The sequence below is a fragment of the Pseudomonas sp. E45-MNA-CIBAN-0222 genome (genome assembly GCF_040310405.1).
Lineage (GTDB): Bacteria > Pseudomonadota > Gammaproteobacteria > Pseudomonadales > Pseudomonadaceae > Stutzerimonas > Stutzerimonas stutzeri_AC.
The window spans coordinates 38,275-51,221 of sequence record NZ_JBEOPU010000001.1 but is presented as its reverse complement, the minus strand read 5'-3'; the positions used below and the strand labels follow the sequence as shown (position 1 = coordinate 51,221).

The window sequence follows — 12,947 nt, the reverse complement described above, 5'->3', positions numbered from 1 at the left end:
GCGACGAATCAATAGGATCCGCCATCGCCCCGGAGTATCGCCCCATGCCCATCTGGCTACAGACCGCTGCCCTGCTCTGCTTTTCGAACCTGTTCATGACCTTCGCCTGGTACGGCCATCTCAAAACGCTTAATGGCAAGCCTTGGGTAATAGCGGCACTAATCAGCTGGGGCATCGCGCTTTTCGAGTACCTGATCATGGTGCCTGCCAACCGCATCGGCTACACCGAGCTATCGATCGGTCAGCTGAAGATCATGCAGGAGGTGATTACTCTGATGATCTTCGTGCCGTTTAGCGTGCTGTACATGCAGCAGCCGCTAAAACTCGACTACCTGTGGGCCGGGCTGTGCCTGCTGGGTGCGGTGTATTTCATCTTCCGCTCATGAGCGTGGCCGCTTCAGCACTCGGAGCTAGCAGCCTCACTCGATACGCCAGCGACCTGATGACGCCACTGAGCCGCTTCGGCATACTGGCCGCCCTTTTCCGTACCCTTAGAGGTTTCGAATGTTCAAGGTCAACGAGTACTTCGACGGCACCGTCAAATCCATCGCATTCGACATGGCCGCCGGACCGGCGACGATCGGCGTCATGGCGCCAGGCGACTATGAGTTCGGCACCAACCAGTTGGAAGTCATGCACGTGGTCGCCGGTAGCCTGGACGTGAAATTGCCCGGAAACGAAAGTTACGAAACGTTCGGCGCTGGCACCCAGTTCACCGTGCCGGCGAATAGCAAGTTTCAGCTGAAAGTGGCGGAGGCGACTGCCTACCTGTGCGAGTATCGATAAGCGGTTTGGTACCAGGCAATCAGAACCGTTGTCATGGTGGATGGATAAAGCGTCATCCACCCTACGTATCGACGACACCCGTAGGGTGGGCTTCAGCCCACCAACTCACCAGCAACCTGTTCAGCCATGCTCCGGCGCCCGAGCCCAAAAGCGCTTCCGACCGAGGCGTGCTTAAACGTCCAACCGAGGACGTCGCTGTAACCCCACCTCACCCTAACGGTTTATAGGCTTGGCTAACCTGCTTCGACTGATTCAACCGAGTCAGTTCACCCGCCAAGCGCTCTCGTTCCGCGCGGCCGACTTGCTGAAGGTCGTCGTACAAAAGCGACAGCTTCGCGAGTTGCTCGCGTAAGCCAGCATCAAACGCATCTTCATCGCGCAAGGTGGCTACGAGGGTGCGGCACTCTTCATCCAGCACCGCAATGGTTTCCCAGTCACCTGCCGCCAGTGCATCGCGCAGCTTGCCAGCCAGCGTAGCGAACGCCTGTTTGCGTGACTGCATGAGTACCCTCAAAACTATTCAAATCGTGCAAAAAACAACGAACTCACTGTACCCGTCGCTTCAAAGATTTATACCTTCGGCGCGATCTGATCCCAGGCCAGCTTGATCTCGCCCAGCAGTTTGCCAACTTCGTTCAGCTTGTCGATATCGTTGTGCCGGCTCGCCTCGAACAGGCGCATCGTCATGTATTCGTAGAGTCGGTCGAGGTTCTCTGCCAACTCACCGCCGACACTCTTGTCGAGCCCGTCGCGCAAGCCACCTATGATATTAATGGCCTTGCCAACAAGCACGCCCTTTTCGGCGAAGGCTTCACGCTCCATGGCGCCTTTAGCCTGCGCGATGCGATCCAGGCCACCCTGCATCAGCATCTGGATCAAGCGGTGCGGATCAGCTTCGTTGACCTGAACCTTAACGCCAACCTGCTGATACTGCTTCATTGCTGTCATTGCATTCATTTGGATAAGCCCCTTGCCACATCAAGTTTGCATGTACAGCTTATCGGTCGAGTTCGCTCAAGCTTGATAGCAGTTGGATAAATCACAGTAATAAAAAAACCGCCTCGGCGGCGGATTGAAATTAATGGAGAGTTTTACCAGCTCGGCGGACCGGACCATTCTTCGCTGATCATCGGAGCAAGGATTGGCAATTCCGTGCGCCGCTGGCTGCGTTTCCGAGGTATGCGCACCGAGACCAGAACGGTAAGCGTCACGCTTCAAGAGTTCGTTATCGGAGACCAGCGCTAGCCGTTTGAGCCGGGTAATGTGGCGCTCCGCTGGTGGGCTGAAGCCCACCCTACAGGCGGGGTGTCATCAAACGTAGGGTGGGCTTCAGCCCACCAATTCCGACCAACGCAACTTATCTTTTGGAGTTACCCGCCGCCCACGGTAGGTTTTCCAGCGAAGCAATCAGGCTGCTTGACGTGTTGGCCAGCTGCCCAACCAGCAGATCCATTGCGTTGAACTGCTTGTAGAGCCGGTCCTGCAGAGAGGTGATGCGCCGGGTGAGATCTTCTTTCTGCTTGTCGATACCGGAAATAGTCTCCGCCATCTGTTTATTGCGTTGCTCGAGAATGCCCCCGGTTTCGGTATAGGGCTTTAGCTTCGCATCCAGACGGGTCGCAAGGCCTGTTTCGCCCGCAAATAACGCAGCCAACTCCTCAAATCCGCTTTCCATAGCGGTGTCGAGCTTATCGGTGTCGACTTTCAGGGTGCCGTCTTTCTGCGTGGTGACCCCTATATCAGTTAGCGCCCGGATAGCACCTGAGCCCTGAACATTAACCAGCTCGTTTCGGATGGTACCGAGCAAAGTGCGTGCGGTTGCGTCCCCGACCAAGGCACCTGTCACAGGCACATTGCCATCGCCCGCAGACGTCACTTTGGTCTGCGCATTGATGACGCCAATGAGCTTGTTATAAGCGTCGACGAATGATTGAACCTGTTTTTTGACCCCTGCTTCATCCAGCGTGACGCCTACCGTAATCGGCTTACCTGTTTCCGTCAGGCCTTTGAGGTCGAGCGTGACACCCTCAATGGCGGTATCGATCTTGTTGGTAGCGCTGCTGATGCTCAGGCCATCGATGGTCAGTTTGGCATTGGCGGCTTTGGAAACGACCCCCGCCGAACCATCAGTGCCTGGAATAGCCGTCCCGCCCGTGAACGCAAGCTTGGACAAATCGCCCGTCGAACCGCTGCCTACCGCAACGGTAATATCGTTACCATCACCGGTTTTCGAACTGCTGAGCACTAACCGCGAGCCCGACGTATCGGTGACGATGGTTGCACTCAACCCCTTTTCAGCGCCCGCCTTGTTGATCGCATCGCGGATACCAGCCAGCGTGTTATTGCTTTCATCCACAGTGATCGCCGGCAACGACTCATCGCCCACACTGACCGTCAACGTTCCACTACCGAGCGTTACAGGAGCTGTGGAATTATCCTTGATTGCTTGAAGCGCCACCTTGCTACCAGCGGCAAGCTGAGTAACATCGACTTTATAGCTGCCGGCGCCAGCAGTCACGCCAGCAGTTACTGAGAGTAGATCAGCATTAGAGGAAGTAGCTGCGCGAGCCTGGAACAGCTCCGGCTTGTTCAACCCGCCGAGCGCCGTTTGGAAATCGCTAATGGCGCTTTTTAATGCGCCAACAGCTGTAATTTGGGTGGTGGTCTTCTTTTCGAGGTTGGCGAGCTGCGACTCCTTTGGTGCGCGCTCGGCAGCGACCATGCTCTTTACGATGCTGTCGATGTCGATGCCTGAACCAATACCTGTTAAGCCAGCCATAGCCTTTACCTCGTCAAGAAATTGTTAGCCGGAAAGCACGATACAAAAAGCGTACCGTCACGCTTTGGCTTTAAATAACAAACTACGCATTTCATCCAGCCGCTCGGTTAAACGAAGAATCTCCTCCGACGGTATCTGCCGGACGATCTTGCCTGACTCGCCATCAATCACACGAACCACCACGTCGCCGGTGGAATCATCGACGCTGAAGCTCAGATCCCGCTGGATGTGCTGCATCTGCGACCGAAACTTTTCGACAAGGTCAGCGGTGTTTTCCTGGTCTTTCGCTTCCGCTGGAGATGTCGCGGGGTGAATTTTATCGGACGCAGAAAACCCAGCCTCTTTCAGGAGACTGGGTGGCGATCCAGCTGTCATCTGCTGCGCTGCGGCTCCGCCAGATAATTTCCCGACGTCCATTGATTCACCTCTCATGAATCAATGAGGGTAGAGCACAGCCCTACCCTCATCATTAACGCCTTCTGCTTATTACTGCAGCAGACTCAGAACAGCCTGCGGCAGCTGCTTGGCCTGGGCCAGGATCGCGGTACCTGCCTGTTGCAGGATTTGGTTCTTGCTCAGATTCGCGGTCTCGGCTGCGAAGTCAGTGTCCTGGATACGGCCTCGAGCAGCGCTAGCGTTTTCGGCAATACTCCCCAAGTTAGCAATCGTACTACCCATACGATTCTGGAACGCACCAAGAGTAGCTCGCTGCGTATCTACAGCCTCCAATGCCAAATCAATCTTTGCAATTTCAGCTTGCGCAGTACCAAAAGTTTTAATATCTGCTGCTGCACCACCCATTATGGTTGCGCTGTCCATCTTACTAAAAGTTACAGCTATCGTTTCTGCGGCTTGAGCGCCAATCTGGAAAGTGACCGTACCAGTAGTTCCTGCGGTTCCGTCTAGCAATTTCAGGCCGTTACCAAAGGTAGTCTTCGCGGAAATCCGGTCTATTTCCTCTACTAGCGTCTGATATTCCAGATCGAGCGAAGCCTGATCCTTCACACTGTTACTGCCGTTTGAAGATTGAAGAGCCAAATCTCGCATACGTTGGAGGAGATTTGTAGTTTCTTGCAAAGCCCCTTCCGCTGTTTGCGCCATGGATATCCCATCGTTCGCGTTGCGAGCAGCAACATTCAAACCATTTACCTGACTAGTGAGTCGGTTTGAAATTTGCAGACCAGCAGCATCGTCTTTAGCACTATTGATGCGGCTACCGGTGGAGAGACGCTGCATGGAAGTCTGCAGAGCATTGGAAGAGTTGTTGAGGTTGCGCTGTGTATTGAGCGACGCAATGTTGGTGTTGACTGTAAGAGCCATGATGTGCCTCCAAGGGCGCTAGTTACTTTGGTTGCCTGAGCTTGCGACTCCGGGCCGGCTTTTGCCCAGGCACCCATTGAGTTCGCATTCGATTAGCTTATCGGCGTCGTTTCGGTGAGCTTTAGGAGGCGGTTGAAAATAATTTTGCAAGCCCCGAGAACAACCTGTACGACACCGGCGAACCCGCAAACAAGCGAGCCCGCCTGCAAGGTTTTCGGACGTTGGGTGGAAATCTTTAATGTATGAACAGAATGCCGCGAGGTGGAGGCAGGCCCGTGCGGGCGAGTTTGGTTTTTGGAGGGGCCTGGTAGGCCTTTTCGCCGCGAGGGCGCGCCTCCCACAGGACTGGAGTCACGCCGCTACTATTGATAGGAGGGCTACCCTCGGCGCGAAGCTTTGCTTTGCGCTGGCAGGATGAATCCTTCGCCGCGGGACGCGCCTCCCACAAAAGCGGGTCGTAGCCGGCTTTGCTCTGGAATGAGTGAATTGCCTTCGGCACGAAGCCGACTAGCTGATGTTTGAGTTAATGCTCAAGTTCAGCGAGCCGTTCCAGGAAGGCATCCTCGTCATTGACCGCCAAGCCCAGCTCATTAGCCTTTGCCAGCTTCGATCCAGCTCCTGGTCCAGCTACCACTACGCTGGTCTTGGCTGAAACGGAACCCGAAACCTTTGCCCCTAACGCCTCCAACCTTGCCTTCGCCTCATCGCGGCTCATGCTTTCCAGCGTGCCAGTGAGTACCCAGGTCTGGCCCGCCAAGGGAAGCCCTTCCGCCGCCTTTCGCTCGCTTTGCCAATGCATGCCGAACTCGCGCAGCTGGGCCTCGATGGCGCGGGCGCGTTCAGCATTCGCCGGCTCGTCGAAATAGTCGCGCAATGCCCGAGCGGCCTTTTCGTTGAGGCGCTCGACCTGACGCAGATCCAGCCAGTCAGCTTCGATGATGCCTTCAAGACTGCCGAAACGGTCGGCGAGGCGTTGGGCACCGGTGGTGGCGATGAAGGGAATGTTCAGCTTGTCGAGCAGCTCAGCCAATGTTGCGCAGGCGGCGAACTCAGGATGAACGTCACCCTCCTCTTGCAGCTGCACGCCACGCTCGCGCAGCTGCTGGATGACGAGTTGGTTATGGTCATCTTCGAAGAAGCTATGGATTTCGTAAGCGACCTCCAATCCGATATCAGGCAGGTAAACCAGCACATCTGGCAAAGCCCGGCTAATATGATCGAGCGAACCCAACGCACGCGCGAGCAGCTTCGCAGTGCCCTCCCCGACGTCCGGAATGCCCAGCGCATAAATGAAGCGCGCCAAGGACGGTGTGCGGCTAGCGTCGATGGATTTCAGGAGGTTGCGACTGGACACTTCGGCGAAGCCTTCGAGCGCCAGTACCTGCTCGAACGTCAGGCTATACAGATCGGCCGGCGAACCGACCAATCCGGTATCCACCAACTGCTCGACGATCTTGTCGCCCAGGCCGTCAATATCCATAGCCCGGCGCGAGACGAAATGGATGATCGCCTGTTTGAGCTGAGCCTGGCAGGCCAGACGGCCGACACAACGGTAGATGGAGCCTTCGCTGATCGACTCCCGCCCCTTGCTGCGCTTGATCAATTGGGTGCGTTCAACGTCCGAGCCACAGACCGGGCAATGCTCAGGCACTTGGACGTTCCGTACGTTCTCGGGGCGGCGCTCAGGGATGACGCCAAGAATCTGCGGAATAACGTCGCCGGCGCGGCGAACAATAACCGTATCGCCGATCATCACGCCTAGGCGCGCGACCTCATCCATGTTATGCAGCGTGGCGTTCGAAACCGTCACGCCGGCGACCTGAACGGGTTTCAGCCGTGCGACCGGCGTAATAGCGCCAGTGCGCCCCACCTGAAACTCCACGTCCAGCAGCTCGGTCACTTCTTCGCGGGCCGGAAATTTATGGGCGATGGCCCAGCGCGGCTCACGGGCGCGGAAGCCAAGCTCCCGCTGCTGCGCGGTGGAGTTGACTTTGAACACGACGCCGTCGATTTCGTAAGGCAGCGCGTCGCGCTTTTCGCCAATCGCGTGATAGTAGTCGCGGCACTCCTGCACGCCCTTCGCCAGCTTGAGCTCGCGACTGATAGGCAGGCCCCACGTTTTAAGCGCTTCGAGGATGCCGATGTGAGTGCCCGGTAGATCACCGTCACTGCGGCCAACGCCGTAGGCACAGAGCTCCAGCGGTCGGCTGGCGGTTATCTTCGAATCCAGCTGGCGCAGGCTGCCGGCAGCGGCGTTGCGCGGATTGGCGAAGGGCTTGCCGCCGCTTTCCAGCTGTCGCGCGTTGAGCGCTTCGAAGCCGGCCTTCGGCATGTAGATCTCGCCGCGCACCTCGAGTACCGCAGGCCAGCCACTGCCATGCAGCTTCAATGGAATGTTGCGTACGGTGCGCACGTTGGCGCTGATGTCCTCGCCTGTGCTGCCATCGCCCCGAGTGGCGCCGCGCACCAGATGACCGTTCTCATAAAGCAGACTGACCGCCAATCCGTCGAGCTTGGGCTCGCAGCTGTACTCGATCATCGCGCCCTGACCAAATAGATCCCCGACGGGCAGGTCCAACCCCACGCGCACGCGGCGATCAAAGTCCAGCAGATCCTGTTCTTCGAATGCGTTGCCCAGGCTCAGCATTGGCACTTCATGACGCACCTGGCCAAACGCCGCAAGCGCTGCACCGCCGACGCGCTGAGTTGGCGACTCAGGAGTCACGAGTTCAGGGTGCTCAGCCTCCAGCGCCTTCAGCTCATTGAAAAGGCGATCGTACTCGGCGTCGGGGACACTCGGCTCATCGAGCACGTAGTAACGGTAGTTGTGGGCGTCGATTTCGCTGCGCAGTTCGGCGATGCGCTCGGCAGCGTTTTGGGCGGAAGGCATAGGATGGAGCCATTGCTGGGGCTGTGCTGACTCAGACCGCTTCAACACGCCTTGGTTGATATGAAAGCGTCGGATTTTAGCCGATTAGGAACGTGACGGAAGGTTTGCGGATTGAGGTAGCCGGAGAACCCTGGATGCCACTGTATGGTGGCTTCAGCCCGCCTTGTGATGCATTCGAAAAAGCATCGGCTTCGCGGCATTTTTCCGAAGGCATCGCTGGGCTAAAGCCCACCGTAGGGCGTCGCGGCACAGTTTGGTAACTCGCTGGGGCTGGGCTGGAGGAGTGCGCTGTGGCTCGGGTATGCCGATTCAGGCTCGCGCAGAGCGCTTGGGGATATGAATGCGTGGAATCTAAGTCGGTTAATAATCCGACGGTAAATTGGGGCTTTCATAGCCGAAGGGCTCAGGGGCAAGACGATTGCAGGGTGGGCTTCAGCCTAGCTTGCGAACTTACCGGGGAAGCATTGGTGGGCTAAAGCCCACCCTACAGTGTTGAGGCGAGGCGGTGAGTTCGTGACTCAGCGCTGTTTGACAGTCATCTGACGGCGCTCGAATTCGACGATGCGCTGACGGTAGTGCTCGATGGTCTGCGCGGTCAGTACGCTGCGCTGGTCGTCTTTCAGCTCGCCGTTGAGCTCTTGGGACAACTTACGAGCAGCGGCGACCATGACATCGAATGCCTGCTTTGGATGGCGCGGACCCGGCAGGCCGAGGAAGAAGCTCACGGCCGGCGTGGTGAAGTGGTCGATATCGTCAAGGTCGAATGTACCGGGTTTGACCGCATTGGCCATGGAGAACAGGACCTCGCCATTGCCGGCCATGCTTTCATGACGATGGAAGATGTCCATTTCGCCGAAACGCAGACCGCTCTCGAGAATGTTCTGCAGCAGCGCTGGGCCACGGAACCCGTGGGGATCCCGGCAAATAACGTTGATGACCAGTACTTCCTCGACCGGCGCGAGCTCCTTCTGTGGCTGGTCATTTTCGTCTTCGTCGTCACCGACTACCGGGTCAAGCAATGTCGGTACTGGCTCGTCACTATTGAGCTGGAGATCACCTTGAAAAGGTTCGTCCTGCCGACGCTTCTTACCGGACTCACGGGCGCTCATAGGCGGCATATCGCCTTCGTCCAGAGAGGGCTCGTGGTCACGATTCACTACACGAGCCGGGCCGAGAACCTCGGCAGAATCTTCAGCACCAGGAAGGTTGGAGAGGCTACGGTCCAGCTTGAATTTCAGCTTGCCCTTGCCACCGCGCATACGACGCCAACCGTCAAACAGGATGCCGCCGATAACAATGATGCCGATGACGATCAGCCATTCGCGCAGACCGATATCCATTAATGCATTAACCTCTGACTTCGATGATAAAGACGCAACAAGTGGCCGCTTCTGACCACTTCAAGCGCATCGTAAAAATTGTGCTCTAAGCTAGCACGACGAACGGTAACTTTGCACCGTGCGGTAGTTCTCTTTTTATTGCCTTCCGTGTATCAAAAACGCTCAAACACGCGGCTTAATCCTCAGGATTCGACCAATGCGACGGCCTGTTCTACGTCGACCGTCACCAGCCGCGAACAGCCCGGCTCATGCATGGTCACACCCATCAGCTGATCGGCCATTTCCATGGCGATCTTGTTGTGAGTGATGTAGATGAACTGCACTTTCTCCGACATCTCCTTCACCAAGCGCGCGTAACGGCCGACGTTCGCATCATCCAGTGGCGCATCAACTTCATCGAGCATGCAGAATGGCGCGGGATTGAGCTGGAAGATGGCAAATACCAGCGCCAATGCCGTCAATGCCTTTTCGCCACCGGAAAGCAGGTGAATGGTGCTGTTCTTCTTTCCAGGCGGGCGCGCCATGATCGCCACCCCGGTATCGAGTAAATCTTCTCCGGTAAGTTCCAGATAAGCGTTGCCGCCGCCAAACACTTTTGGGAAAAGCGCCTGCAGACCGCTGTTGATCTGATCGAAGGTCTCCTTGAAGCGGTTACGGGTTTCCCGGTCGATCTTGCGGATGACATTTTCCAGCGTATCCAGCGCCTCGACGAGGTCGTCGTTCTGCGCATCGAGGTAACGTTTGCGTTCCGATTGCTGTTGGTATTCATCGATCGCCGCCAGGTTGATCGGCCCCAGGCGCTGAATGCGTTGGGCAAGGCGCTCCAGCTCCGCTTCCCAGCCAGCCTCGGTCGCCTCGGCTGGCAAGGTGGCGAGCACCCCGTGCAGGTCATATCCGTCCTCGTGCAGCTGATCCTGCAGCGCCTTGCGCCTGACGCTCAGCCCCTGCCAGTCCAGCCGCTGCTGCTCCAACTGGCCGCGCAGCAACTGCGCCTGCTGTTCGGCCTGGGTACGCCGTTTCTCCGCGTCGCGCAGCTCTCGATCAGCATCTTCCAGTGCAAGCCGCGCGTGTTTGAGCTCTTCTTCGACGCCCATGCGCCGCTCCAAGAGCTCCTCAAGCTTCATACGCAGCTCTTCCAGCGGAGCCTCGCCTTCTTCCAGGTTGAGCGTGAGCTGCTCACGGCGTTCGATAGCTCGCTCGAACTGTTGCTCCAAACGATCCAGCGCCTGTCGGGTTGACTCATGCTGCGCCTTGAGCGAGCCAACCCGCAGCGCCAACTGGTGCGCGTGATCCTTTTGCTGGCGCGCCTCCTGGCGAATACGATCGAGCTGTTCGCGAATTCCGTCCCTGTCAGCCAGCAGAGTTTCACGCTGCTCGGTGTCCTGGGCCATAGCATCTAACGCGTCCTGCAGCTGCAGGCGCGCTTCGCCGAGTTGCTCGGTCTCGATCTCGCGCTGTTCATGTTGTTCAATCAGCTCTTCATCCAGCCGCCGGCGGCGCAGCGCCAGTTGCTCCAGTCGAACCTGCCCAGCGGACAATTGCGCCTTGAGATCACTGTGAGAGCGCGCTTCCTCTTGTTGCCGCCGGCGCTGTTGCTCGCGCTCCTCTTCGAGGCGGGATTGATCGCCGCGCAATTGGGCGATGCGCTCTTCGACTGACGCCACGCTGGCTTCACGCTCATCGCGTTCTGCGTTCAGGCGCTCCAGCTCCTGGCCCCGTGCGAGCACACCGGACTCGGCCTCGCTGGCGCGTCGCACCCGCAGAAAATGCCGGCCAACCCAATAGCCGTCGCGACTTACCAGGCTTTCACCTTCATGCAGCCCAGAGCGTGCGGCCAGCGCCTGCTCCAGCGAGTCGACCGGCCGCACGTTGCCCAGCCAGTGCGACAGGTCCACTGCAGACTCGACCAGATCGAGCAAGCTACCAGGGCGGCGCGCACCGCTATTCGCCGGGATGACCAGCCGCAGGTCGCCCTGCTCGAAGTCCTCGAGCGCAATCGCCGCAAAATCGTCCAGCAGCACGGCGTGCAGATCGGCACCGAGCACAGTTTCAACTGCCAGCTCCCAGCCGGGCTCGACGCGCAGCCCCTCGGCGAGACGCGGGCTTTGCTCCAACCCTTGCTCCTGCAGCCATTCGCCAACACCCTTGCCCGGGTCCATAGCCGCTTGCTGCAACGCCTCCAACGAGGCGATGCGGCCGTTCAGACGCTGCAGATCGCCCTGCAGCTGCTGTTGCGTTTGAGTCGCCTGCTGCAGCGTCTCACGCAGTTGCTCCAGGCGTTCATTGAGGGTTTCGCCATCTGCCGCAAGCGTCTCAAGGTTCACCTCACTGGCTGCAAGCTGCTCACCGAGCTCGAGGATCGCAACATCCTCAGGATCCGTAGCCAGCAGCGCACGCTCGTCATCCAGCCGTCGCTGACGTTCGGCCAGCCGCTCCAGACTCTGCTCCAGCTGCTGAATGCGCGATTGCTGAACTTCGGCAGCACGGCGCGGCTCGGCGCTGTGCTGATTGAAGCGCTCCCACTGTTCCTGCCAGACCTGCATGGCCGCTTCGGCCTCTTCCAGCTGGGCGGACGATTCCTCGGCGGCGGCGCTGGATAGCTCCTGTTCCGGCTCGAGCATGGCCAGCTCCTCGCCCAGCGTAGCGAGCAGGGTGCGATCGTGGCCGAGGTGCGATTCGGTTTCGAGGCGCGCCTGCTCAGCCTCGCGCAGATCGACCTGCAACTGGCGTAGGCGCTGCTGGCCATGCTGGATACTCTGCTCGACGCGGGCGATATCGCCGCCGACAGAATAGAGCCGCCCCTGCACCTGATTGAAACGCTCGGACAGCTCATGATGACCGTCACGCAGGCGCTCGATGCTTGCATCGGCGTTGCGCTGCTCGGCGACCAGTGCCTCGAAGGCCACTTCCTGATCGCCGATCACCTGCTCGCGCTGGCCCACCTGGTCATTCAAAGCCTGCCAACGGAGGGCCGACAGCTGCGCCTTGAGCTGCCGCTCCTCGGCCTTGTATTCCTGATACTTCTCTGCCGATTGCGCCTGACGGTGCAAACGTTCGAGCTGTCGCTCCAGCTCTTCGCGCAGATCTGTCAGTCGCGCGAGATTCTCATGGGTTCGACGAATACGATTCTCGGTTTCGCGCCGGCGCTCCTTGTACTTGGAGATGCCGGCGGCTTCCTCGATGAAGTTGCGCAGGTCTTCGGGCTTGGCCTCAATCAGCTTGGAGATCATCCCCTGCTCGATGATCGAATAGCTGCGTGGCCCGAGGCCGGTACCAAGGAAGATATCGGTGATGTCGCGTCGACGGCATTTCACGCCGTTGAGAAAGTAGGTGTTCTGCGAGTCGCGGGTGACGCGGCGGCGGATGGAAATTTCGGCAAAGGCCGCGTACTCGCCAGTCAGCGTACCGTCGGAGTTGTCGAAGATCAGCTCGATGCTTGCCTGGGTGACCGGCTTGCGCGTGTTGGAGCCATTGAAGATGACGTCCGTCATCGACTCGCCGCGCAGGTTCTTAGCTGAGCTTTCGCCCATAACCCAGCGCACGGCATCGATGATGTTGGATTTGCCGCAGCCATTGGGCCCGACTACGGCTGCCATGTTGCTTGGAAAGCTGACCGTGGTGGGATCGACGAAAGATTTGAAGCCGGCAAGTTTGATGCTTTTCAGTCGCATGCAGCCTATCCGTGGCAGTCAGCGTGGAAACGAATAAGCGTAGTCGCCGTGAACATCGGAAATCCTGGCATCGAATGGGTACTGGCAAGAAGCCAGGGAGTTTATCACGCAGCCTAGCTCTGCTCGCAGCGTGGCGGCGCACAGAACCGCGAACGCAGCAG

At 58.3% G+C, this 12,947-nt stretch carries 10 protein-coding genes; 2 read left to right on the top strand and 8 right to left on the bottom strand.

The genetic code is table 11. The features are described from left to right. Positions 1-44: 44 nt before the first annotated feature. Positions 45-386 carry a DMT family protein gene (locus tag AAEZ08_RS00240; protein ID WP_090519739.1) on the top strand — a complete coding sequence of 114 codons (342 nt, stop codon included), beginning with the start codon at positions 45-47 and terminating at the stop codon, positions 384-386. A gap of 118 nt (positions 387-504) precedes the next feature. Then, positions 505-786, top strand: coding sequence for a pyrimidine/purine nucleoside phosphorylase (gene ppnP, locus AAEZ08_RS00235; RefSeq protein WP_090519737.1), 282 nt, complete (start codon positions 505-507; stop codon positions 784-786). 208 nt (positions 787-994) lie between these two features. Here ppnP and AAEZ08_RS00230 read toward each other — a convergent pair whose 3' ends face one another. The 8 genes from AAEZ08_RS00230 to smc all read right to left on the bottom strand — a co-directional run bounded on the left by AAEZ08_RS00230 (position 995) and on the right by smc (position 12,786). Continuing rightward, positions 995-1,288 carry a flagellar protein FliT gene (locus AAEZ08_RS00230; protein ID WP_500123502.1) on the bottom strand — a complete coding sequence of 98 codons (294 nt, stop codon included), beginning with the start codon at positions 1,286-1,288 and terminating at the stop codon, positions 995-997. A gap of 68 nt (positions 1,289-1,356) precedes the next feature. Beyond that, positions 1,357-1,743: a flagellar export chaperone FliS gene (gene fliS / locus AAEZ08_RS00225; RefSeq protein ID WP_222908378.1), complete on the bottom strand. Its 387-nt coding sequence runs from the start codon at positions 1,741-1,743 to the stop codon at positions 1,357-1,359. 400 nt (positions 1,744-2,143) lie between these two features. Further along, the gene (fliD, locus tag AAEZ08_RS00220) at positions 2,144-3,565 is read right to left on the bottom strand and encodes a flagellar filament capping protein FliD (RefSeq protein ID WP_500123501.1); all 1,422 of its coding nucleotides are present in this window, start codon (positions 3,563-3,565) and stop codon (positions 2,144-2,146) included. 57 nt (positions 3,566-3,622) lie between these two features. Next, on the bottom strand, positions 3,623-3,982 hold the full coding sequence (locus AAEZ08_RS00215) for a flagellar protein FlaG (RefSeq protein WP_500123500.1): 360 nt from the start codon (positions 3,980-3,982) through the stop codon (positions 3,623-3,625). 69 nt (positions 3,983-4,051) lie between these two features. Continuing rightward, complete coding sequence (locus AAEZ08_RS00210; protein ID WP_500123499.1) at positions 4,052-4,885, bottom strand: flagellin domain-containing protein; 834 nt, start codon at positions 4,883-4,885, stop codon at positions 4,052-4,054. A 523-nt stretch (positions 4,886-5,408) separates the two neighbouring features. After that, positions 5,409-7,775 (bottom strand): NAD-dependent DNA ligase LigA, encoded by a 2,367-nt coding sequence (gene ligA / locus AAEZ08_RS00205; protein WP_500123498.1) that lies wholly within the window; start codon positions 7,773-7,775, stop codon positions 5,409-5,411. 518 nt (positions 7,776-8,293) lie between these two features. Then, positions 8,294-9,115, bottom strand: a complete 822-nt coding sequence (gene zipA / locus AAEZ08_RS00200) for a cell division protein ZipA (protein WP_003285469.1) — start codon at positions 9,113-9,115, stop codon at positions 8,294-8,296. A gap of 182 nt (positions 9,116-9,297) precedes the next feature. Next, positions 9,298-12,786 (bottom strand): chromosome segregation protein SMC, encoded by a 3,489-nt coding sequence (gene smc / locus AAEZ08_RS00195; RefSeq protein WP_500123497.1) that lies wholly within the window; start codon positions 12,784-12,786, stop codon positions 9,298-9,300. Positions 12,787-12,947 lie beyond the last annotated feature (161 nt).

Excerpts from the sequence above, each read along its gene's own strand:
- zipA (WP_003285469.1), bottom strand. The coding sequence starts at position 9,115 with ATGGATATCGGTCTGCGCGAATGGCTGATCGTCATCGGCATCATTGTT.
- ligA (WP_500123498.1), bottom strand. The coding sequence starts at position 7,775 with ATGCCTTCCGCCCAAAACGCTGCCGAGCGCATCGCCGAACTGCGCAGC.
- AAEZ08_RS00215 (WP_500123500.1), bottom strand. The coding sequence starts at position 3,982 with ATGGACGTCGGGAAATTATCTGGCGGAGCCGCAGCGCAGCAGATGACA.
- ppnP (WP_090519737.1), top strand. The coding sequence starts at position 505 with ATGTTCAAGGTCAACGAGTACTTCGACGGCACCGTCAAATCCATCGCA.
- AAEZ08_RS00240 (WP_090519739.1), top strand. The coding sequence starts at position 45 with ATGCCCATCTGGCTACAGACCGCTGCCCTGCTCTGCTTTTCGAACCTG.
- smc (WP_500123497.1), bottom strand. The coding sequence starts at position 12,786 with ATGCGACTGAAAAGCATCAAACTTGCCGGCTTCAAATCTTTCGTCGAT.
- fliD (WP_500123501.1), bottom strand. The coding sequence starts at position 3,565 with ATGGCTGGCTTAACAGGTATTGGTTCAGGCATCGACATCGACAGCATC.
- AAEZ08_RS00230 (WP_500123502.1), bottom strand. The coding sequence starts at position 1,288 with ATGCAGTCACGCAAACAGGCGTTCGCTACGCTGGCTGGCAAGCTGCGC.
- fliS (WP_222908378.1), bottom strand. The coding sequence starts at position 1,743 with ATGAATGCAATGACAGCAATGAAGCAGTATCAGCAGGTTGGCGTTAAG.
- AAEZ08_RS00210 (WP_500123499.1), bottom strand. The coding sequence starts at position 4,885 with ATGGCTCTTACAGTCAACACCAACATTGCGTCGCTCAATACACAGCGC.